General features: G+C 41.8%; 19 protein-coding genes and 1 other RNA gene. 8 read left to right on the top strand and 12 right to left on the bottom strand.

The genetic code is table 11. The features are described 5' to 3' along the window. Positions 1-424: 424 nt before the first annotated feature. From pdxH to MKO06_RS12430, 4 genes are read left to right on the top strand one after another with little or no spacing between them, the layout of a single operon-like run. Positions 425-1,069, top strand: coding sequence for a pyridoxamine 5'-phosphate oxidase (gene pdxH / locus MKO06_RS12445; protein ID WP_241551472.1), 645 nt, complete (start codon positions 425-427; stop codon positions 1,067-1,069). 3 nt (positions 1,070-1,072) lie between these two features. After that, a complete protein-coding gene (locus MKO06_RS12440) occupies positions 1,073-1,561 on the top strand; it encodes a SixA phosphatase family protein (RefSeq protein WP_241551471.1) in 489 nt (162 codons plus the stop codon). 8 nt (positions 1,562-1,569) lie between these two features. Beyond that, complete coding sequence (gene ppk1, locus MKO06_RS12435; RefSeq protein WP_241551470.1) at positions 1,570-3,672, top strand: polyphosphate kinase 1; 2,103 nt, start codon at positions 1,570-1,572, stop codon at positions 3,670-3,672. Beyond that, positions 3,672-4,571, top strand: a complete 900-nt coding sequence (locus tag MKO06_RS12430; protein ID WP_241551469.1) for a Ppx/GppA phosphatase family protein — start codon at positions 3,672-3,674, stop codon at positions 4,569-4,571. The genes ppk1 and MKO06_RS12430 overlap by 1 nt, the downstream gene beginning before the upstream one ends. On the opposite strand, the gene MKO06_RS12425 is transcribed toward MKO06_RS12430, so the two are convergent. Both MKO06_RS12425 and MKO06_RS12420 read right to left on the bottom strand, forming a co-directional pair. Beyond that, entirely contained in the window at positions 4,568-5,149 is a 582-nt protein-coding gene (locus MKO06_RS12425) for a MiaE family protein (protein ID WP_241551468.1), read from the bottom strand. The two genes, MKO06_RS12430 and MKO06_RS12425, sit on opposite strands and share 4 nt — an antisense overlap. A 2-nt stretch (positions 5,150-5,151) precedes the next feature. Beyond that, complete coding sequence (locus MKO06_RS12420) at positions 5,152-7,104, bottom strand: DNA polymerase III subunit gamma/tau (RefSeq protein WP_241551467.1); 1,953 nt, start codon at positions 7,102-7,104, stop codon at positions 5,152-5,154. A 113-nt stretch (positions 7,105-7,217) separates the two neighbouring features. Here MKO06_RS12420 and rnpB point away from each other — a divergent pair. After that, an RNA gene (rnpB, locus tag MKO06_RS12415) (RNase P RNA component class A) lies at positions 7,218-7,532 on the top strand. A gap of 47 nt (positions 7,533-7,579) precedes the next feature. On the opposite strand, the gene MKO06_RS12410 is transcribed toward rnpB, so the two are convergent. From MKO06_RS12410 to MKO06_RS12395, 4 genes are read right to left on the bottom strand one after another with little or no spacing between them, the layout of a single operon-like run. After that, positions 7,580-7,960, bottom strand: a complete 381-nt coding sequence (locus tag MKO06_RS12410) for a hypothetical protein (RefSeq protein WP_241551466.1) — start codon at positions 7,958-7,960, stop codon at positions 7,580-7,582. Between the two features lie 16 nt (positions 7,961-7,976). Next, positions 7,977-8,510 (bottom strand): RsmD family RNA methyltransferase, encoded by a 534-nt coding sequence (locus tag MKO06_RS12405; protein WP_241551465.1) that lies wholly within the window; start codon positions 8,508-8,510, stop codon positions 7,977-7,979. Then, positions 8,507-9,349, bottom strand: a complete 843-nt coding sequence (locus MKO06_RS12400) for a DUF3822 family protein (protein WP_241551464.1) — start codon at positions 9,347-9,349, stop codon at positions 8,507-8,509. Before MKO06_RS12400 ends, MKO06_RS12405 begins: the two co-directional genes overlap by 4 nt. Beyond that, positions 9,309-9,971 (bottom strand): hypothetical protein, encoded by a 663-nt coding sequence (locus MKO06_RS12395; RefSeq protein ID WP_241551463.1) that lies wholly within the window; start codon positions 9,969-9,971, stop codon positions 9,309-9,311. The genes MKO06_RS12400 and MKO06_RS12395 overlap by 41 nt, the downstream gene beginning before the upstream one ends. Positions 9,972-10,092: 121 nt before the next feature. Between MKO06_RS12395 and MKO06_RS12390 the strand changes: the two genes are divergently transcribed. Continuing rightward, positions 10,093-11,529: an ATP-dependent DNA helicase gene (locus MKO06_RS12390; RefSeq protein ID WP_241552055.1), complete on the top strand. Its 1,437-nt coding sequence runs from the start codon at positions 10,093-10,095 to the stop codon at positions 11,527-11,529. 19 nt (positions 11,530-11,548) lie between these two features. Next, positions 11,549-12,295 carry a 3-deoxy-manno-octulosonate cytidylyltransferase gene (gene kdsB / locus MKO06_RS12385; RefSeq protein ID WP_241552054.1) on the top strand — a complete coding sequence of 249 codons (747 nt, stop codon included), beginning with the start codon at positions 11,549-11,551 and terminating at the stop codon, positions 12,293-12,295. On the opposite strand, the gene MKO06_RS12380 is transcribed toward kdsB, so the two are convergent. The 3 genes from MKO06_RS12380 to MKO06_RS12370 are packed head-to-tail and all read right to left on the bottom strand — an operon-like array spanning position 12,292 to position 14,811. Continuing rightward, complete coding sequence (locus MKO06_RS12380; RefSeq protein WP_241551462.1) at positions 12,292-13,599, bottom strand: cryptochrome/photolyase family protein; 1,308 nt, start codon at positions 13,597-13,599, stop codon at positions 12,292-12,294. The genes kdsB and MKO06_RS12380 overlap by 4 nt on opposite strands. 1 nt (position 13,600) lies before the next feature. Continuing rightward, positions 13,601-14,296, bottom strand: a complete 696-nt coding sequence (locus MKO06_RS12375) for an SDR family NAD(P)-dependent oxidoreductase (protein WP_241551461.1) — start codon at positions 14,294-14,296, stop codon at positions 13,601-13,603. 5 nt (positions 14,297-14,301) lie between these two features. Then, entirely contained in the window at positions 14,302-14,811 is a 510-nt protein-coding gene (locus MKO06_RS12370; protein ID WP_241551460.1) for an SRPBCC family protein, read from the bottom strand. A 146-nt stretch (positions 14,812-14,957) separates the two neighbouring features. On the opposite strand from MKO06_RS12370, the gene MKO06_RS12365 reads away from it, so the two are divergent. Next, positions 14,958-15,803, top strand: coding sequence for a DUF2911 domain-containing protein (locus MKO06_RS12365; RefSeq protein ID WP_241551459.1), 846 nt, complete (start codon positions 14,958-14,960; stop codon positions 15,801-15,803). A 126-nt stretch (positions 15,804-15,929) separates the two neighbouring features. Here the strand turns inward: MKO06_RS12365 and MKO06_RS12360 are convergent, their stop codons facing one another. The 3 genes from MKO06_RS12360 to MKO06_RS12350 form a co-directional block, all read right to left on the bottom strand. Continuing rightward, the gene (locus tag MKO06_RS12360; protein ID WP_241551458.1) at positions 15,930-16,901 is read right to left on the bottom strand and encodes a Gfo/Idh/MocA family protein; all 972 of its coding nucleotides are present in this window, start codon (positions 16,899-16,901) and stop codon (positions 15,930-15,932) included. Continuing rightward, positions 16,898-18,601 (bottom strand): sodium:solute symporter family protein, encoded by a 1,704-nt coding sequence (locus MKO06_RS12355; RefSeq protein ID WP_241551457.1) that lies wholly within the window; start codon positions 18,599-18,601, stop codon positions 16,898-16,900. The genes MKO06_RS12360 and MKO06_RS12355 overlap by 4 nt, the downstream gene beginning before the upstream one ends. 111 nt (positions 18,602-18,712) lie before the next feature. After that, on the bottom strand, positions 18,713-21,202 hold the full coding sequence (locus tag MKO06_RS12350; RefSeq protein WP_241551456.1) for a PIG-L family deacetylase: 2,490 nt from the start codon (positions 21,200-21,202) through the stop codon (positions 18,713-18,715). Between the last annotated feature and the right edge of the window lie 29 nt (positions 21,203-21,231).

The following is a 21,231-nucleotide window of genomic DNA, read 5'->3' as shown; positions in this document are numbered from 1 at the left end:
CTCTATTTGTAGTGCTTTCCGGAGGTAAAATTATTACAATAAAATTCTTAAAAAGGATTTATCAGAATTATTAGATATAACGGTAAAAAACTTCGTTAAACAACACGATTTTTTAAAAACGAAGACCTGAATTTGAGCTAATTCGCGTACAAATTTGTGGGAATTCTGTAGGAAAATAATTAAATCTATAAGGGAAAACCCTTAAAAACGGATTAATAAACAGGTAGTTAAGGGGTTAATCACAGCTCAAATTTTTGTAGTACAAAATTGGTATACTGCCAGTTTATTCTTAAGCTTTTTTATGCTAATTTTTTGATCTTAAGTGATGTAAAACATATTAAACGATGAGTGATCTTTGGCCAGGAAAAAAACATTTTAGCCTTGTTTAATAAACTTGTAAATTGCAGTAAACTTTCCTTAAACTATGCAAAAGGACTTAAAACACTACAGGAAGTCTTATGAAAAAGGTGAATTAACGGAAGCCGATCTTCCAGCTAACCCGTTTATCCTTTTCCAATCCTGGTTCGACATGGCCGATGAAAATGATCACATCGATGAAGCCAATGCCATGCACCTTTCTACAGTAGGTGTAAATGGAATGCCTAAAACAAGAGTGGTTCTATTAAAGTCCTATAGCCGGGATGGCTTTATTTTCTTTTCTAATTACCATTCCGAAAAAGGTATACAGCTGGACGAAAATCCGCAATGCTGCCTTTCCTTCTTTTGGCCCGCCCTGGAAAAACAGGTAATAATTCAGGGTAAAGTTTCAAAAATTGCTGAAGCCGAATCCACTGCATATTTTAAATCACGGCCCAAAGGGAGTCAGCTTGGAGCCCATGCTTCTGCACAAAGTTCTGTGATAGGTTCCAGGGCTATTCTCGAAAACAGGCTTGCAAAACTGGAAGAAGAATATAAGAATCTCGAGATTCCAAAACCAACTAATTGGGGAGGTTATATAGTAAAACCGATAAATATGGAATTCTGGCAGGGTAGGAGAAACCGGCTACACGACAGGATCCTGTATTCCAAAAACAATGATAACTGGAAAATTGAACGACTGGCACCTTAATTTATGAAAAGACTTATTTTAATTAGACACGGCAAATCATCCTGGGATAACGAACAACTTCCCGATCATCGCAGGCCTTTGAAGAAAAGAGCTTATAATGATGCTGAACTGGTACTGAATGCCTTTAAACATTTCTATGAACCGCCTGCACTTTTCTGGACTAGTCACGCCGTGCGGGCTCACGAAACCGCAAAGCTTTTCAGGGAAAAATTCAATGTGCCTGATGATAAATTTGAGGTAAAGGAGGAGCTTTACACCTTTAACCAGAATGAATTGCTCTCGGTGATCAAAACCTGCGATGATGAGGTAGATAAGCTTTTTGTTTTTGGCCATAATCCGGCCATGACGATCCTGGTGAATCATCTTGGCGATAAGCGTATAGACAATTTGCCTACAACAGGGCTTTGTGTCATAGATTTTAAAGAGGACTCCTGGAATGATATAAGCAAAGGAAAAACGCTGGTCACCTTGTTTCCAAAAAATCTACGATAATATTTTACATGCTTGAAAAACGATATACCAACAGGGAACTAAGCTGGCTGTCTTTTAATGCCAGGGTGTTACAGGAAGCCGCAGATGAAACGGTTCCGCTTATTGAAAGGCTTAGATTCCTGGGGATCTTTTCCAATAACCTGGACGAATTCTTTAAAGTTCGTTATGCCACGGTTAAACGGATTGACCTCGCCGGAAAAACCGGGAAAAGTGCCCTTGGCGGAATAAAGGCGAGTAAATTGCTAGAGGAGATAACCAAGATCGTGATCGACCAGCAGGCTGAAAGTTTGAAGATACTTGAAGATATTCAGTCAAAGCTGAAGGAGCATAACATTCATATCATTAAGGAGGATGAAGTTTCTGAGAGCCACCAGGATTTTATAAAGAACTTCTTTCTAAGCAAGGTAAGTCCGGCCCTGGTAACCATCATTCTTAATGAACTTCCGGAAATGCCATCGCTTAAAGACAGTGCAGCGTACCTGGCAGTTAAAATGGTGATGGCAGATGAAACTGAACCTAAAAAGGGAATTTCCAAGATCCTGAATCGGGGCGAGAAGGACATCCGTTACGTTCTGATCGAAATTCCCCGAAATATTGAACGATTCGTCGTGTTACCAGAAGAGAACGGAAATCAGTATATCATTCTTCTTGATGACCTTATTAGGTATAATCTGCACACGATTTTCAATATTTTCAACTACGAAAAACTTTCGGCCCACATGATCAAGATCACCAGGGATGCCGAATTGGATCTTGACAGCGATCTAAGTAAAAGTTTTATAGAAAAGATATCAGATAGTGTAAAGGACCGTATCAAAGGTGACCCGGTTAGGTTTGTTTATGATAAGAATATTGAAGAAGACACCCTTACCTATTTGATGAATAAAATGGGAATAGATGCTACCGATAGTATTATTCCCGGCGGGCGGTATCATAATCGAAGGGATTATATGGAATTCCCAGGATTGGGCAGGGGCGATCTTCATTACGAGGTCAAGGATGCGTTACCAATCCCGGGGCTCATTTTGCAAACCAGTGTACTTAAGGGAATTGCTGATAAGGATTACCTGCTTTACGCACCTTACCAGAGTTTTGCTTATGTGGTGAAATTTCTTCGGGAAGCTGCACTCGATCCAAAAGTAAAGACGATCAAGATAACCATTTATCGCCTTGCAAAGATCTCGCATATTGCCAGTTCACTGATCAATGCGGTAAAGAATGGAAAAAAGGTTACCGTCCAGATCGAATTACGCGCTCGTTTTGACGAGGTTGCTAATATCCGCTACGCGGAACAAATGCAGGAGGAAGGCGTGAAGCTCATTTTTGGAGTACCAGGACTGAAAGTGCATTGTAAGGCTTGCGTGATCGAACGTGAAGAAGAAGGTAAACTGAAGCGATATGGATTTATTAGCACAGGGAATTTCAATGAAAGCACCGCAAAGGTTTATACCGATTATACCTTATTTACCGCAGATCCTGAAATTCTGAAGGAAGTGAACAAGGTGTTCGATTTCTTCGAGATCAATTATAAGGTGAATAAATACAAACATCTAATCGTTTCTCCGCATTATACCCGAAGTGCTCTTTATAAGCTTATCCAGAATGAGATCGACAATAAGAAGAATGGTCTTCCTGCAGGTATTCGCTTAAAGTTGAATAGTATTTCAGATACCGGTGTAATCGATAAACTTTACATGGCAAGCAAGGCAGGGGTAAAGGTGAAATTGCTTGTAAGGGGAATCTGCTGTCTCGTGCCGGGGATCCCTGGTTTAAGCGAAAATATTGAGGCTATTAGTATCGTGGATAAATTTTTGGAGCATCCTCGCGTGTTTATCTTTGAAAATGCAGGAGATCCAAAGGTCTATATTTCTTCAGCCGATTTTATGACAAGAAACCTGGATCAACGTGTGGAAATTTCCTGCCCGATCTACGATGAGGATATTAAAAGCGAATTAATAGAAACATTTGAAATCAGCTGGAGCGATAATGTGAAGGCAAGGCTTCATTGCAGGGGAATCGAAAATCCTTACCGCAAGACCGATGGCCCCGTAATTAGGTCACAATTGGCCCTGTACGATTACTATCTGAAAAAAATTGAAATCAACGAGTAATGATAAAACAACGAGTTTACGCCGCAATCGATATTGGATCCAATGCCGTTAGGCTTTTGATCTCCACCATAACAGAAAAGAAAGGAATGGATACCGATTTCAGGAAAACCTCCCTGGTGAGAGTGCCAATACGTTTGGGAGCCGATGTGTTCCTGCGCCAGAAGGTTTCAGAAAAAAATATTCAAAGAATGGTAGATACGATGCAGGCTTTCAATTTATTGATGAAATCTCACGGGGTCGAAAAGTATGAAGCCTATGCAACCTCGGCTATGAGGGAAGCCAAAAATGGCCGGGAGGTTGGCCAGCTAATAAAGGAAAAGACCGGCGTAAACATTGAAATTATCGATGGTTCCCATGAAGCTGCTATTATTGCCGCGACAGATCTGCATGCGCTCATCCAGAACGATTGTAACTACCTGTATGTGGACGTTGGTGGTGGTAGTACCGAGTATACCTTATATAGCAACGGAAAGACCATCGCTTCAAGATCTTTTAAAGTAGGAACCGTAAGGATGATGGAAGACCTGGTGGAGCATCGTACCTGGGAAGAAATGCAGGACTGGGTCAAGGAAACCACCAATGGCTATGATGAAATTGACCTGATAGGTTCAGGTGGAAACATCAACAATATCTTTAAGACCAGTGGTAAAAAGGATGGGAAACCGCTTAGTTTAAAATATCTGAAGGATTATAATGAAAAGCTGAATAGCTATACCTACGAAGAGCGAATAACCGAATTAGGACTGAAAAATGACCGTGCAGATGTGATCATTCCAGCCGCGAAGATCTATGTGAATTCAATGAAATGGGCAAAAGCCAATCGCATCTTTGTTCCAAAGATCGGACTGGCAGATGGTATTATAAAATCGCTTTACAACAGGGCAACGAAAAAATCCTAGCCGTGAATGCTTTCAGATTTATTGAAATCTTTCATGATCTCGGCCTCATAATCGAGTAAGGCCTGCCATTTCTTATCTACTTCCTCACGCTCACCGTATTTACGGGCAAATTTAAGGAACATGGTATAATGGTTGGCCTCGCTTATCATTAGATCTTTATAGAATTTCGCGAGTTCCTCGTCTTCCAGCTCTTCAGAAAGAAGCCTGAAACGTTCGCAGCTTCGAGCCTCTATCAGCCCGGCTATTAATAAACGGTGAACCAGCTGGGTGTCGCGGCTTCCACCTTTAGGAAAGAACTTCATAAGCCTTAGAACATATTCATCTTTTCGTTCCCGACCCATGGTATAGCCTTTTTGAAGGATGCGGTCATGAACCATTCTAAAATGTCCCATTTCTTCCCTAGCAAGCGCGGTCATGGCGGTTACCAGTTCCGAATATTCAGGAAAGGTAACTATAAGTGAAATAGCGGTAGATGCAGCCTTTTGTTCACAATAGGCGTGATCTATAAGGATCTCCTTAATATTCTTTTTGGCGATATCGGTCCACCTGGGATCGGTGGGTAATTTAAGTCCTAACATAATTATACGTCCAGATCGAAAGTTGCTCTTAATTTATCTATTAAAGGATTGGCTTCCTTTAGTTTTTCATATTTTTCCTGTGGGGTAAAGGCGTATTTTCGTGAAACCTGTTCATCTACTTTGATCACTAAAGCAATATGTGTATTTCTAAGCTTCTTTTTAAGATAGGCCATTAACCTGTTTTCTTCCTTTTCCAGGTCTAATTTCATGGTCTCATTGGGAAATGTGAGTTCTATATCCCTGCCATTCAGAACCGGGTTCTGCGATTCCAGGATGGAAGCAAGGATCTTTTCACCCTTTTTCTTAAGCCATTCAGTGTATTTCTTCCATTCTTCCACCAGTTTCTCCTCATCAAACTCGTCGTCCATCACTTCTTCAACAGGTTCGTTTTCCCGGAGCTTCTCTGCAAGTTCTTTCTTTTTTGAAATACTTTTTAACGAAAGGCCAGAGACCTTTTCTCTTTTGATTTCGGGAAAACCGGTATTTGAGGAGGCGTTGACGGTGGCCACTTCTTCATTCGTGGTAGTTTCAGGTTTGGTAATGTGAGGAGTTGAACTCTGGGTTATTCCGTTAGTCTCAATTACCTCTTCCTCCTCTTTATGCGAAAGACCGGTAGCGCCGTTTTCAGAATTTCCAGCTGTCCTGTTGGCCTGTATACCTTCTTCTGGTTTCTTCGGAAGGCTACCCGGACTGTTTTCAGAATAATATGGCTGTTCTTCTGTTTTGGCACAGGTTTCTGTGGGTGCATCCTTTTCCGGAAGGCTTATTTCTTCAGAAGGCGATGAGACATCATGCTCATTTTCACGAACCAGCTCTTTTTTCTGACTATTGATCTTTACCGCCTCCTTTTCGAAGTTAGAAGGTGGAATGATCTTTACTTCAGGCTTTTTTTTTTCAGAATTAAAACTCAGCGAAGCCAGTTGCATCAGGCATAATTCTACCAGCAACCTTTGATTATGGCTGTTCTTGTATTTTAAATCACAATCGTTTGCCAGGTCTATGGCCTCAAGTAGAAACTGAAGGGAAGTCTTTTGAGATTGCTCAAAATACCTGGCTTTGGTTTCTTCGCCTACCTCCAGCAGGTCTATGGTTCTTTGGTCCTTACAAACCAGCAGATCTCTAAAGTGAGAAGCCAGGCCGGCTATAAAATGATGCCCATCAAATCCACTGGCAAGGGTTTCGTTAAAATTGACAAGTAATTGCGGTATATTATTTTCGAGAATCAGGTCGGTAGCCTGCATATAAGTATCATAGTCCAGCACATTCAGGTTTTCGGTCACCGCTTTCCTGGTAAGATCATTTCCGCTGAAACTTACTACGCGATCGTAGATAGAAAGTGCGTCCCTCATGGCACCATCAGCTTTTTGAGCGATGATGTGGAGTGCATCGTCTTCAGCATTTACTCCTTCCTGTTCAGCTATATAAGCGAGGTAATTTTTAGCATCACTAACGGTGATCCTTTTAAAATCGAAGATCTGGCAACGAGACAGGATAGTAGGTATGATCTTATGCTTTTCTGTAGTTGCCAGGATAAAGATGGCATGTTTTGGTGGTTCTTCCAGCGTCTTTAAAAACGCGTTGAAAGCAGCCTGGGATAGCATGTGAACCTCGTCAATGATATATACCTTGTAATTTCCTACCTGTGGTGGGATACGAACCTGGTCTATCAGGTTCCTGATGTCGTCTACCGAGTTATTGGAAGCAGCATCGAGCTCGAAGATATTAAAGGCGAAGTCTTCATCCGGACTTTGAGTACCATCGTGGTTGATCATTTTAGCCAGGATACGGGCACAGGTAGTTTTCCCAACACCTCTCGGGCCAGTGAACAATAAGGCCTGTGCCAGGTGATTGTTCTTGATGGCATTGGCCAGGGTGTTGGTGATCGCCTGTTGTCCTACCACATCCCTGAAAGTTTGCGGGCGGTATTTTCGTGCTGATACTACAAAATGCTCCATTAAAAAGTATTGAAAGACAAAGATAAAAATCGCTGACCTAAAGTCCAGCCAGATAGGCCTTATTTATGAACAAATAGCCTAAGAAATCAACATTAATTGCCTTACCTTTGCGCCAAGCAGGTCGCCTTATCGCTCCGACCATATTCGGGGAGGAAAGTCCGGACACCACAGAGCAGCATAGTGGGTAACACCCATCGGTCGTGAGATCAGGACCAGTGCAACAGAAAGAATGTACAGGTAAGGCTGTAGTGAAATCAGGTAAACTCTATGCGGTGCAATGCCATGTATACCGGTTTTTAAGGATTGCTCGTCCGTTGCCGGAGGGTAGGCAGCTAAAGAGCATCGGTAACGATGCTTTCAGATAAATGATAAGGAACCCGGTCTTATTCACCGGGTGACAGAATCCGGCTTACAGACCTGCTTTTTTAATATCTGTGTTTTGATCTGCACTTTCTGGTTGTTTCGGTGAACAATTTCAGTCATCATTTACCAAACTATTAGCCCAGATCAGGGCCTCTTCACGAATTTCAAAAAGTTCGTAAGGTACGGGGGAGAAATTCCGTTCAAAATTAGCCGTTTGTAATCTTTCTATTTTATCGCTAAGCACAGCGATTCCCTTTAAAGTTCCAACCTGAATAAGATCCAGGTAGATCACTGGGTTCACATTATAATTATATTTCCTGTTGGTGATATAAACGAAGTCCCTGTTTCCATAATGATCAATACAGATCTTCCTTAACTGTTGAACATGCTCATGCCCAAAGATCAGGTTTTCTTTGATAGTAGAAATAACAGCAGTTTCATAGAACTCAAGCTCTGTGAAACTAAGTTTTAGCTTCCTCGTAGATTGGGTCATAAAAGAAAGATAAGCTTTATTCGAAGAAACTAAAAACAGAACTTCCATATTTTCGCCCTTCTCTGAAATGATCAAGGTCTGAAAGATCGGTATGTTTAGAGTGTTCAATGATTAATTGGCCATTCTCCAGAAGTAGTTCTTTTTCAAATACGAGTTGGGCAATCCTGGCAAAATCATCCTTCTCCATGTTGTATGGCGGATCGGCGAAGATGATATCTGCCTTTACCGCAGCTTTTTCAAGATATTTGAAGGCGTCGCTTTTGATGGTGGTGATCGAAAAATCGAGTTCTGAAGCAGTTTTTTTTATAAACCTTACGCAATCGTAATTGGCATCTACGGCGGTGATATTTTCGCTGCCCCTGGCTGCAAATTCGTAGGAGATATTCCCCGTTCCCGAAAATAGATCCAGTACTTTTACTGAAGGTATATGATAATAATTATTGAGAATATTGAACAGGGCTTCTTTTGCCACATCGGTGGTAGGTCTCACCGGAAGTTTGGCTGGAGCTATAAGTCTTTTTCCTTTATATTTTCCCGAGATTATTCTCATGCCAGTGATTTTATAAGGAGGTATTCAGATAATTCATTAGCAGTGTTGCTGTCATTTTCAAAATCGTAACTGTGAAACGGCCCCATAAACGAAATGTTTCTTACGTAATTCCACGTTAATTTATATTCTTTGGATTCCCTGGTGATCCTTCCCAGGAGAACCAGGTCAAAGGTCTGCGGATTCAATTCAAGCTGTTCAGCAGTAAATAACAAGTAATACAGGAAATCCTCCGGAGTTTCATAGTCAAAACTATTTGCAAAAATAAGCTTCCCATTTTCGATGATCACCAGGTCATAGGAATGTCGCCCGGCATGTAAATAAACCCTGGGATTTGCCTCTTTTGGCAGTTCCAGCAAAGATTCGATAAGAACGCTCAGGCTGTGTTTATATTCGAACTCACCATATTTCTCGAAAAAATAATTGGTGATGTTGGCATAAGGGATGTAAATATTAACGATCTCATCTCTTATGGAGTCATGGGCTATATAATCGGTCTTTAAGATCCTGGTGTTGAACTTGAGGTAATTCGAGGCATTATCTTCATCAAAAAGTTCTTTAGGAACCAGGCTAAAAAGCGAATTGTTGAAGATAAGGCTAACCTCAGTTACCGGTTGCTGCAATTCTTCATTCGATTCATAGGTCTTTTCGATCCTCTCCAGAAGTTTAACCGGGTCCAGTTGCCTGTCGAACTGAATGCTTTTAAAAAAGTCAATTTTGGAATTCTCTTTGTCCAGGATGCAAAAAGAAAGTCCATTCAGGCTAACCTGAATGGACAGTTTATTATTGGAATTAGTTTCCTTAGTCGTTATCGCCTTCTCCACCATATCTGTCAAATCCATTACCACTGGTACTAACTTCGGTCATGGAACCAACACTGATATATCTACCATTTACATCGTCTACAGACTGAACTTCATTTTCCTGAAGTACTAGGGTTCTGTCCTGGTCCTGAAGCACAACCGCTTTAGGGATTCTCGCTTCGAATACCGGGATTTGATTCTCACCTTTCTGGATGAATCCGGCGCGAAGTTCGAACTTGGCGTCAACCCCTTCAACAGGAACGTTCATCATGTTTCGGTATCTTTGTTCGTTTCCGTTAAAAAGTGAATCTTTAACTGGTACGAAGCCTAAGGTGTCTATTATAACACTTTCAATGTACTGGTCTACACCGTAAGTCTTCTTATATTCTTCATCAAGGAAAGTAGTATCGCGACGCTGGGTGATAGCAAATTCAGCCGTATCGATGAATTTTACAAGGCTGTCCCAGTCTCCCTGAAATTTGCCGATCACCTCCTTATGAGCTAATTCAGCCGATCTGATATCCTTAAGATTTTTGATAACCTTGGTATATCTTTTCTCTTTTACTTTGTTAAACTGAAGTGGTTCGTAAACTGCATTGAAAGTAAGATATGCCAGGAAGATAATTACTGCCCATAGAAGAATCTGAATTACAAATCTCATTTTTTTTAATTTATGTTAAATTTCAGGGTTAAGGTTACCGACAAATCTACAACTTTTTTTTATTCGGAAAAGTTTCTGTCATAAAAATCCGTTCTTATCTTTGAGATTTTATGCGCTTTCTATGGATAAACCCACTCCCGACTCCTTTTATAAATTACTAACTGAAGACTTAGGATTTACTGCTACCAATAAGCAGAATATAGCTTTGCAAATGCTTTCCAAGTTTACAGTGGAAGGAGGTGATAACCAATTATTCCTGTTAAAGGGATTTGCGGGAACCGGGAAAACCACTATTATCAGCAGCCTGGTTAAGAATTTGTGGAAGATCAGGAAATCGGGTGTGCTTCTGGCACCAACCGGCCGTGCTGCGAAAGTCATCTCGAATTATTCGGGAAAAGAAGCCTTCACTATTCATAAAAAGATCTACTTTCCGAAGAAATCGGGTGGAGGAGGCGTGCAATTCACGCTTCAACCGAACAAGCATAAAAACAGTATTTTTATCGTTGATGAGGCCTCGATGATATCAGACGATGGCGGGAATTCCAAGTTATTTGAAAATGGTTCTTTGCTTGATGATCTTATCGAGTTTGTTTATGCCGGTCATCGCTGCCAGCTTATTCTTATTGGAGATACCGCCCAGCTGCCACCAGTGAAAATGGAGGTTAGCCCGGCGCTTGAAGAACAGAAACTGGAAATTAACTATAATAAGGAGGTTTCATTCATCGAACTTGACGAAGTGGTTAGACAAAGCGAGGGCAGTGATATTCTTCATAACGCCACTTTAATAAGGGAAAGCCTGCAGGAAGGTTTTTATGAAAGTTTTCAGTTCGAGCTATCCCAGAATGCTGATGTGGTGAGGTTGATCGATGGCTATGAGATCATGGATGCTATCCAGGATTCTTATAGTTCGTTGGGGCATGAAGAGACAAGCATTATCGTGCGTTCCAATAAACGTGCGAATATGTATAACCAGCAAATAAGATCCAGGATTTTATTTCAGGAAGAAGAAATTTCTGCCGGTGATCATCTAATGGTAGTAAAGAATAATTATTTCTGGCTCAAACCCAGCAGTGAAGCTGGTTTCATTGCAAACGGAGATATTGTTAAGGTGCTTGAAATCTTCGGATTTAAAGAACTGTATGGCTTTCGATTTGCCGAGGTGAAGGTTCAAATGGTAGATTATCCAAAAATGAGGCCTTTTGAAACCGTGGTAATGCTCGATACTCTAGAAAGCAATACCCCTTCACTTACCTATGAGGAGTCAAATAAACTCTACGAGGAAGTAAAGAAGGATTATGCGAACGAACGCTCTAAATACAAACAGTTTTTGAAGATCAAGAACAATAAATACTTTAATGCCCTTCAGATAAAATTCTCGTATGCCATCACCTGTCACAAATCCCAGGGTGGACAATGGAGTACGGTGTTTATTGAACAGCCTTACCTGCCTAACGGAGTGGGGAAGGAGTATCTACGGTGGTTGTATACGGCTGTGACACGTGCCAAGGATAAATTATACCTTATTGGTTTCGGAGATGACTTCTTCGCTTCCAACTAATCCTTAATTTTACAATATGATGAAAGCAGTTTCAAAGAATAAAGTAATAGCGATGATTCCAGCGCGTTATGAGGCATCCAGGTTTCCGGGGAAACTCCTGAAGGATCTTGCTGGGAAGACTGTGATAAGGCGTACTTACGAAGCGGCAGTAGACACCAACCTTTTTGACGAAGTTTACGTAGTAACCGATAGCGACAAAATAGAGGCAGAGATCAAACAGCATGGTGGGAAAGTCATCAGGAGCCAGAAGGAACATGAATGCGGAAGTGACCGAATCGCTGAGGCTGTTGAAAATATGGATGTAGACATTGTATTGAATGTTCAGGGCGATGAGCCGTTCATTGACAAGAACAGTCTGGCCAAACTGCTGGAGGTTTTCGAACAGGACCATTTAAAAGAAATTGACCTTGCATCCTTAAAAACCGCTTTATACGAAAGTGATGAGATTACCAGTGCGAATAATGTAAAAGTGATCACAGATCATAATGATTTTGCTTTGTATTTCTCCAGATTCCCCATCCCTTATCCAAGAGATACGTCTGCAAAGGTTACTTATTTTAAGCACATAGGAATTTATGCTTTTAGAAAGTCGGCTTTGATGGATTTTTACAAATTACCTATGCTTCCGCTGGAGGCAGCCGAGAAGATTGAATGCATCCGGTACCTCGAATACGGGAAGAAGATCAAAATGATCGAAACTTCAGTTAAAAGCATCGGGATTGATACGCCTGAAGATCTTGAAAAGGCAAAAAAGCTGCTGAGCTAAGTGCTAACAGCTTTTTTGTAGGTTTCCAGGGCCCGTTCCCGGGCTTCTTTATGATCTACCATAGGCTCCGGGTAATCATCAGTACCAAATTCTTCGACCCACTCCTTGATATATTCCTTATTCTTATCGAATTTATCTATCTGGGTCGTAGGGTTAAAGATCCTGAAATAAGGCGCGGCATCAACTCCGCTTCCGGCGATCCATTGCCAGTTTCCTACGTTGGAAGACATTTCGTAATCCAGCAGTTTTTCGGCAAAATAGGCTTCACCCCAGCGCCAGTCGATAAGCAGGTGCTTGCAAAGAAAGGATCCTACCAGCATCCTGATTCGATTGTGCATGTAGCCTGATTCATTAAGCTGACGCATTCCGGCATCAACCAGCGGATAGCCGGTTTTTCCTTCCTTCCATTTCTGAAATTCCTCCTTATTATTCCGCCAGTTGATACGATCGTACTTCTTCTTAAAAGCTTCGGTCACCGTATCAGGATAATGATGAAGTATCTGCATAAAGAATTCTCTCCAAACTAACTCCTGCAAAAAGGTTTTGTTCCGCTGTTTATCGGCTTCCCGTACCATCTGCCTAACGCTAACCGTACCAAACCTTAGATGCGGGCCTAACCTGGAAGTTCCCTCTACGGCCGGATAATCCCTTTTTTTCTCGTAATCCTTGATAAGTCCGGGTGTAACCTGGTAATCGGGAACCTTAAGACTCGATTTTTTAAACCCAATATCGCCCAGGCTCAAATTTGGAAGCCTGCTGTGCTCCACAAGATTATCCATATACCGCTTGGTGTACTGGAATTCGAGCTCGGTATTCCTGAATTTTTCCATCCAGGTGTTTTTATAGGGCGTGTAAACCACATAAGGATCCCCGTCGTTCTTGACCACCTCATTCTTTTCGAAGATCACCTGGTCTTTGAAGTCAAGGAACTCGATGTCATTTTCCTCCAGCAATTTGGTGATCTTTTCATCTCTTTCCTTTGCATAGGGTTCGTAATCCCGGTTGGTATATACCTTCTGGATGTTATAATCCTTAGTTATTTTCTGAAATATAACTTTAGGTTCTCCATGAAACATGGCTATGCTGCTTCCATATTCTTCCTGGATCTCATTTCGCATCTTTTGAAGTGTCTCGAAAATAAAAGTGACCCTTGCATCATCTTCGGGAAGTTTATCAAGGATTTCAGTATCGAAGATGAAAATTGGCATAACAGGCAGGTCATCCTGTAGCGCGGCTCTGAAACCTGCATTATCATCCAGCCTGAGATCTCTTCTAAACCAGAAAATATTGATCTTTTCCTGCATATTAATTAACGTTAAGGGCCGATAGTCCGCCATCAACGCCAAGTATCTGCCCGGTCATCCAGCTGCTTTCCTCACCCAGGAGGAAGGTGGCTGCAGAAGCGATATCTTCAGGTTTTCCATATCTTTTTAAAGGATGCCTGTCTTCCATTTTCTTCTTTTTATCGTCTGAAGAAAGTAGCTTTTCGGCCAGGGGAGTATCAGTTAATGACGGGGCGATCACGTTCACTCTTAAGTTTGGTGCATATTCTGCGGCCAGGGAACGCGCAAAACCTTCGATGGCTCCCTTTGCAGCGGCTACGCTGGTGTGGAATGGCATTCCGGTATTTACCGCTACCGTGCTAAAGAATACCAGGCTTGCCTGATCGGATTTCTTGAGTCTATCCATAATTCCATTCAGCGATTTTACAAGGCCGAAGAAATTTAATTGCATCTCTTTTTCGAAATTTTCAAGGCTGAGCATCTTGAACGGTTTCAGGTTAATGCTGCCGGGGCAGTAGACAAAACCATCTATCTGGTCTGGCAGGTCGAGTTCCTTTATGTCATCTTCAAGGGCATTGAATTTTAGATGTTTTATCTCCTTATCGGTTTCAATCTCATTTCTCGAGGCTACAAAAACATTGGCTTTTTCGCTTAAACGTTCTGCTATTTCCTTTCCAATTCCTGTTGAACCTCCAATTAATAAAATATTCTTTTTCATAATTCTCAATTTAAAATGTCATGTTTTTGGGTTTGCCTGCTTTCGTTTTCACTTTGATATTCACCGAAAAGTTCTACCAGCTTTTTCTGGCGATATTCGAAGATCTCTTCCAGCTTTGGTTTCACCAGAAAAGGTTGAACCATTTGGCCCAGGATTCCGAAGGGAAGCTTATAATCCACGATATCCTCCATTTCCACACCGCCGGGAATGGCCTTGATAAAATGTTTATGATGCCAGAGGCTGTAAGGGCCAAAGCGCTGTTCATCCACAAAATATTCCCCTTCCTGAACATGGGTGATCTCGGTCACCCATTTGTTCTTGATCCCGGCGACGGGTTTTACAATGTATTGTATGATCTGCCCTGGGAACATGGGTCTGTCGGCTCCAGAAAGTATGTCAAACCCCATATATTCCGGAGTAATCACCTTTAGGTTTTTGGGGTCTGAAAGAAAATTCCAGGCTTTCTCTACCGTAATGGGTAGCTTTTGAAACTTATGCAGGGTATATATTTTCATTCATAGAATTTAAAATAAAAGTAAGTCAGGTTTTGTTTAAAATAAAATATATACCGTTAAACAAAATATAAAACTGAAATGTTTGATAACAGGGGTAACTTATCTATATTTACTCAATACTATTACTTAAACTAATCTATTACCAAATGAAAAAACTAATTCTAGGCGTTATGGTCCTGGCTACAGGTCTTATGAACGCTCAAATCCAGGCGCCTGCTCCGAGCCCGGCTGCCAAAGTTGAACAAACAGTAGGGCTTACCGATGTAGCCGTTGAATATTCCAGGCCTGCAATGAGAGGGCGAGAGGTCTATGGTGACCTGGTGCCTTATGGTGAAGTATGGCGCACCGGAGCCAATGCGAATACCAAGATCAACTTCAGCGATGATGTGACCATTAATGGAAAAGAACTGAAAAAAGGATCTTATTCCATCTATTCCATTCCGAAGGAAGGTTCCTGGGAGGTGATGTTCTATAGTACTACCGATAACTGGGGTGTGCCACAGAACTGGGACGAAAGCAAGGTTGCTTTAAAGACCACCGCTGAAATTTCAGAACCAATGTCTGATATCGAAAATTTTACCATCTGGTTTGCAAATCTGGAAAATGATGCTGCCGATCTCAAAATGGGATGGGCTGATAAAATCGCAACTGTAAAGGTTGGCGTTCCCACCGAGGCTAAAACCATGGCCAGCATTGAAAGAGTGATGAACGGGCCAACTGCAAATGATTATTTTGCGGCTGCTTCTTATTATCATGAATCTGGAAAAGATCTTGATAAAGCATACGAATGGGTTACCAAGGCTACCGAAATGGCTGGTGACCAGGCTTTCTGGATGCTTAGAAGAAAGTCATTGATAGAAGCCGATATGGGTAAAAAACAGGAGGCTATAGCAACTGCTAAAAAATCCATGGCTTCGGCTCAAAAAGCCAATAATGCCGATTACGTAAAAATGAATAAAGAATCCATCGCAGAATGGGAGGGAGGTAAATAAACTTCTTCGAACAAAACAAAAAGGTTTTCTTTTGTCTAAAACGTCATCCTGAACTTGTTTCTGGATCTTTTGAGAAGCTGAAATAACTTCAGCTTGACGAAAACTTTGATAAAGGAAAACCTTTTTTTAATAAACCAATCCGGTCTTTTCCCTGATATCATCAAGCAATTTCATCAAATCCAGGGTTTTGGTGAAGTCCATTTTATCGCTTTCGGTTTTATGTTCGAGCAACATTCGAGTGACATGCGCCGCCTCGTAATTGTATCCATTCCCAATATTTTCAAATTTTATATGCTCTTCCTTTCCATCTGTAATTACAGTAAGACTTGAAGGTTCGTGGAACCTGGAATTGATCTTAATCACAGCCTTTTCTAACTGGACCTCACCAGTGGTAGGTGTTTTTTCGGCGAGAGTGGAATACAGTTCAGCTTCAGCCTGCGATGAATAGGAAAACCGAATTTCGGAAGAGGTATCTACCCCGGTTTCAGCAAAATGAGAGCTGGCTTCTATTTTTTCAGGATAACCCAGGATCGCATAGGCCAGGAAAACCGGATAAATACCAATATCCAGTAAACTTCCACCGCCCAGGGATTTATTGAAGAGCCGTTTACTGGCATCAAATTCGGCTTTAAAGCCAAAATCGGCCTTGATCTTTTTAACCTTACCATATTTACCCGAATTTACCAGCTCAAGTACGTGCTGGAAATGTGGTAAAAACATCGTCCACATCGCTTCCATCAGGAAAATATCCTTTTCCCTGGCCAGGTTGATCATTTTTTTGGCCTGTTCCAGGTTTATGGCGAATGGCTTCTCGCAAAGCACGGCTTTGCCGTGATTTAAACACTGGATACTTATTCTTTCATGAAGGGAATGTGGAGTTGCGACATAGATCACTTCTACTTCCGGGTCTTCCATTAATTGCTCATAACTGCCATAGGCTATTTCTGAATTATGTTTTTCAGAAAATTCTTCTGCTTTGGCCAGGTCCCGGCTGGCAACTGCATAAAGCTGTGCATTTTCTACATGCTTGAGACCTTCAGCAAATTTCCCAGCTATTTTACCAAGCCCAACAATTCCCCATTTTATCTTTCTACTCATCTGGTCTGTATCCTGTTGTTAGTGTTTTTTGTTAGTTGAATTATGAAAGCGATCGCCATCACCAATACACAACCTAGCACGTTTAACCATAAATAAGGAATCACTTCCATCTCGAAAACGATAAAAATAATGGCCTGTGTGATCAAAGCAGCAACGAATACCGCGTTACTTTTTATCATTTTTATGAAGAATGCAAGGAGGAAGATACCCAGGACATTTCCGTAAAACAAGCTACCTATAATATTTACCAGCTGGATAAGGTTATCAAACAGGTCTGCAAGGCTGGCAAAGGCTATGGCTATAAGGCCCCACATAAGAGTGAACCATTTGCTAGCATTTAAATAATGCGCTTCTCTTTTTTCCTCGCGATGGTTTCTTTTATAAAGGTCGATCACGGTGGTCGAGGCAAGGGCGTTCAATTCAGAAGCTGTTGATGACATGGCTGCGGAAAGTATTACGGCCAGTAAAAGACCAATGAAACCTCGAGGCAGGTTGTTCAGAATAAAATGGATGAACACGTAATCCTTGTCATTGCTTTCAGCTTCCACATCAGATTCGTCTATAAAACTCCTGGCCTGTTCCCTGATTTCACGTTCCTGTTGATCGAGCTCCAGGTATTTTTCTCGTAGATCGGTTATTTGAGCTTCACTGCCATTTTCCTTGCTTTCAATATATTCCAGTCCGAGCCTGTTCTTTTGCTCCTGGACTTCCTGATGTTCTATAATTAGATCTTCATATTGATGTGCATATTTGGAATTGAGAACCGTTTCGGTGGCTGCAGGATTAAAATTGAGAGGAGCCTGGTTGAACTGGTAAAAGACGAATACCATGACCCCAACCAGTAAAATAAAGAACTGCATGGGAACTTTCAGAAATCCATTGAAAAGCATTCCCAACTGACTTTCCCTTACCGATCTTCCCGAAAGATAACGCTGCACCTGGCTTTGGTCGGTTCCAAAATAGGAGAGGGCAAGGAAACTTCCGCCTATTAGTCCGCTCCAGAGGGTATACCGATTTTCCAGGTCAAATGAATAATCAAGAATGTTCATTTTGCCTGATGTTCCAGCAATTTCGAGCGCATTAACAATACTTACATTTTCCGGTAAATAATTCAGAATAATAAAAAAAGCTACGATCATCCCGAAAAAGATCACCGCCATTTGCTGTTTATGGGTCACGTTCACGGCCTTGGTTCCGCCGGAAACCGTGTAAATGGTTACCAAAGCACCAATTATGATGGTTAAATAAGTGAGGTTCCAGCCAAGTACTGCCGAAAGAACGATCGCCGGAGCAAATATCGTGATCCCTGCAGCCAGGCCTCTCTGAACCAGGAACAGTATAGCGGTTAGGGTCCTTGTTTTCCTGTCAAAGCGGGACTCGAGGTATTCATATGCCGTATATACATTTAGACGGTGGTAAATAGGGATAAAAACAAGGCAGATGATCACCATGGCAATAGGCAAACCAAAATAGAACTGTACAAATCCCATCCCGTCGTGATATGCCTGCCCGGGAGTAGAGAGGAAGGTAATTGCACTGGCCTGCGTGGCCATAACCGAAAGCCCAATGGTCCACCACTGGGCATCTTTGCCTCCTCCTATATAATCCTTTACATTCTTACTTCCGCGTGATTTGTAAATTCCGAACCAGACAATAAAAATGATGGTCCCAATGAGTACGATCCAATCGATTAACTCCATATCAGGCGAAATAATTCATGATTAAATAGAACGCCAGTATGTAAAGTGCATTTGCAATAAGAACAAGCGTGTAACTTTTTTTCCAGTGGTAGGTTTCGGGCTTTTCTTCCATTATTTTCCTATAGAGATTAAATTCGCAAACAGCCTGAAAGCTCCCGGAACTGCTTCGGGAAACTGCCTGAAAAAGCTCAATCCTGTGTAAATATAATATCCATCTCCGTATTGCGCCACGAGTAGACTTCCCTGTTTTTCAGTTTCGTTCGCATCACTCATGCTCAGGATAGGGGTGAAATTCTCATCCCAGCTCCCCGGAAAATAAAGTCCGCGTTCCTGAACCCAACCTTCAAAATCTTTTTGGCTGAGCTTATTTGGTGTATTCAAGACCGGATGTTCGGGAGACAGGAAGCTTACCCTTGCATTTTCATCGGTCACCCTGTCCCTTGAAAGACTTAAATTATAAGGAGAAAGGTCGTTAACTAAAAGGCCACGGCTGGTGTTGTATTGAACGAGCATGGTTCCTCCGTTTTTTACATAATCGAATAAAATCTGTTGTTTGTATTTTAAGGCTTCCACAATATTATATGCCCTTATCCCAACTACCACTGCATCGTATTTTTGCAGGGAATTCTTCGTGATGGCTTCTGGTGCCAGCATGCTCACCTTGTAGCCTATTTGCTCGAGACTTTTGGGAACTATATCCCCGGCTCCCTCTATGTAGGCAATATGCTGTCCTTTTTTCTCGATATCAAGCTTAACCAGTCTTAAAACTGAGGGCACTATAAGATTCTGGTCTGGGAAATGATCATAGGCTATTTCTACCAGTTTTTTATCATAAGAAACTCCATCGATAATTGCTTCAGGCACCAATTGACTTTCATCCTGATCATCAGGAGGAGTGATGCGGTATTTTAAGCTGGCCGAACCACCCGATTGCTGAATCGAAAATTTATTTTCAACCGGTTCTATCTTCCAGCCATTACCTGCGGAAAGCTTTAACTGGCCTTTTAAATCTCGTTTGTAAGACTTAACATTTACTATAACGTCCCTGAATTCATTATTGTTGAAGATGAGAACATCTTCCGGAAAACTTATGGATACCGGCGGAACGATCTCAAAGTTCTCGTAGGTTTCCCCAAAAACTTCATCGGTATACTTGTAGACAATAGGTTTATCAAAACTTATGGATTCTCCTTCGATCACAAGGTTAAAAGTTGCCTTTGTCTTAAGCGGGGTCTCAGGCAGGCCAATTAGTTCCTGTTCATCCACCTGGTACATTCCCATACTTCCTTCCTCTTCGAGCCAGTATGGCGAGGTATATTCTGCATTTTGAGGAATCTTAAAACTCATAGTATTGCTCCAGCCTTTATTGTTTTCGAGGTTGACCATTGGCTGAATCCTGGAATTGTTAGGGGTAAGTTCTACTGAATTCAGCGTGATGCCCGCATCACTTCGATTAATAGTTTCCAGGGTGACCGAAAGATCTTCTGAAGGTACTGCCGATGGTTTTGCTGCTACTGCTTCCAGGTAAAGACCGGAAACAGCATAGATGATCTCCTTTATCTCCTGTGTTTTGATCTGTTTCCAGTGTGCATCCTCCAGTTGCTGAATCAGCCTGTAAGCCTCAACCAGTTCAGCCAGGCTTTTTGAAGGATCTTCAAAATCAAATTCCTCCTGGACTTTATACAGTATATCTCCAATCTTTTCTCCCCCTTCTATACGATTCCAGGAAGTATCGATACCTTCGAATAGCCCAACTTCCTTGTTAGGCATATCACCCTTAATAAGCTCAAGATATTCCATTTGTTCGCCCCTGCTTCCGGAGCTTCCAAATCCCTGTGAGCGATGCTGACTGCGACTTAGAGATGCGATTTCAGGATTTGAAAGTCCCTTTAGTGGAAAATAAGTTCCTGTATCGAAATCCATGAATTTTGACTTGTCCATTTCGCTGAAAGCTTCATCTCCGCCATAGAACCACGGAGAAGTGTTGAAAAAGAGTCGTCTTGGCTGGTAGGCTTTAAGGTACTCGAGTTGATCTTTATAAGCGCTTTGGTCTCCTGCTATCTCAAAAGCTTCCACGCTAAGAATGGCCGAGGAGGTATGGTGCCCGTGAGTGCTTCCCGGGGTACGGTGGTCGAACCTGTTTATGATAACATCTGGCCTGAATTTCCTGATGGTCCAAACCACATCGGCAAGTACTTTTTCCTTATCCCAGATCTGAAGGGTTTCAGACGGATTCTTGGAATAACCAAAATCGTTAGCCCTGGTAAAAAATTGCTGGCCTCCATCTATTCTCCTGGCCGCAAGCAGTTCCTGAGTTCTAATCAATCCCAGTTGCTCCCTTAGTTCGGGACCTATAAGATTTTGTCCACCATCCCCTCTTGTAAGGGAAAGATAGGCTGTTCGTGCATTTCGTTCATTCGAAAAGTAGGAGATCAAACGGGTGTTCTCATCATCGGGATGAGCGGCCACATAAAGGACCGAACCTAGAAAATTCAACTTTTCAATATGCTGATAAATATCGGCTGAGCTCCATTTCTCGGGAGCCTGTGCGCTAGCAAAACAGGAAAATAGCAGGATAAAAGCAAAAAACGAATTTCGCATCAGGATTGTGATTTTACCAAATATAAAAA

This window comes from Christiangramia oceanisediminis (assembly GCF_022570735.2).
Lineage (GTDB): Bacteria > Bacteroidota > Bacteroidia > Flavobacteriales > Flavobacteriaceae > Christiangramia > Christiangramia oceanisediminis.
Note: the sequence above shows the minus strand (reverse complement) of the source record. Positions and strands in the feature narration are given on the sequence as shown.

Coding starts and splice junctions, on each gene's coding strand:
- MKO06_RS12405 (WP_241551465.1), bottom strand. CDS start 8,510: ATGAGAATAATCTCGGGAAAATATAAAGGAAAAAGACTTATAGCTCCA.
- MKO06_RS12430 (WP_241551469.1), top strand. CDS start 3,672: ATGATAAAACAACGAGTTTACGCCGCAATCGATATTGGATCCAATGCC.
- MKO06_RS12360 (WP_241551458.1), bottom strand. CDS start 16,901: ATGAGTAGAAAGATAAAATGGGGAATTGTTGGGCTTGGTAAAATAGCT.
- pdxH (WP_241551472.1), top strand. CDS start 425: ATGCAAAAGGACTTAAAACACTACAGGAAGTCTTATGAAAAAGGTGAA.
- MKO06_RS12355 (WP_241551457.1), bottom strand. CDS start 18,601: ATGGAGTTAATCGATTGGATCGTACTCATTGGGACCATCATTTTTATT.
- ppk1 (WP_241551470.1), top strand. CDS start 1,570: ATGCTTGAAAAACGATATACCAACAGGGAACTAAGCTGGCTGTCTTTT.
- MKO06_RS12420 (WP_241551467.1), bottom strand. CDS start 7,104: ATGGAGCATTTTGTAGTATCAGCACGAAAATACCGCCCGCAAACTTTC.
- MKO06_RS12410 (WP_241551466.1), bottom strand. CDS start 7,960: ATGACCCAATCTACGAGGAAGCTAAAACTTAGTTTCACAGAGCTTGAG.
- MKO06_RS12425 (WP_241551468.1), bottom strand. CDS start 5,149: ATGTTAGGACTTAAATTACCCACCGATCCCAGGTGGACCGATATCGCC.
- MKO06_RS12365 (WP_241551459.1), top strand. CDS start 14,958: ATGAAAAAACTAATTCTAGGCGTTATGGTCCTGGCTACAGGTCTTATG.
- MKO06_RS12370 (WP_241551460.1), bottom strand. CDS start 14,811: ATGAAAATATATACCCTGCATAAGTTTCAAAAGCTACCCATTACGGTA.
- MKO06_RS12400 (WP_241551464.1), bottom strand. CDS start 9,349: ATGGATTTGACAGATATGGTGGAGAAGGCGATAACGACTAAGGAAACT.
- MKO06_RS12390 (WP_241552055.1), top strand. CDS start 10,093: ATGGATAAACCCACTCCCGACTCCTTTTATAAATTACTAACTGAAGAC.
- MKO06_RS12375 (WP_241551461.1), bottom strand. CDS start 14,296: ATGAAAAAGAATATTTTATTAATTGGAGGTTCAACAGGAATTGGAAAG.
- MKO06_RS12395 (WP_241551463.1), bottom strand. CDS start 9,971: ATGAGATTTGTAATTCAGATTCTTCTATGGGCAGTAATTATCTTCCTG.
- kdsB (WP_241552054.1), top strand. CDS start 11,549: ATGAAAGCAGTTTCAAAGAATAAAGTAATAGCGATGATTCCAGCGCGT.
- MKO06_RS12380 (WP_241551462.1), bottom strand. CDS start 13,599: ATGCAGGAAAAGATCAATATTTTCTGGTTTAGAAGAGATCTCAGGCTG.
- MKO06_RS12440 (WP_241551471.1), top strand. CDS start 1,073: ATGAAAAGACTTATTTTAATTAGACACGGCAAATCATCCTGGGATAAC.
- MKO06_RS12350 (WP_241551456.1), bottom strand. CDS start 21,202: ATGCGAAATTCGTTTTTTGCTTTTATCCTGCTATTTTCCTGTTTTGCT.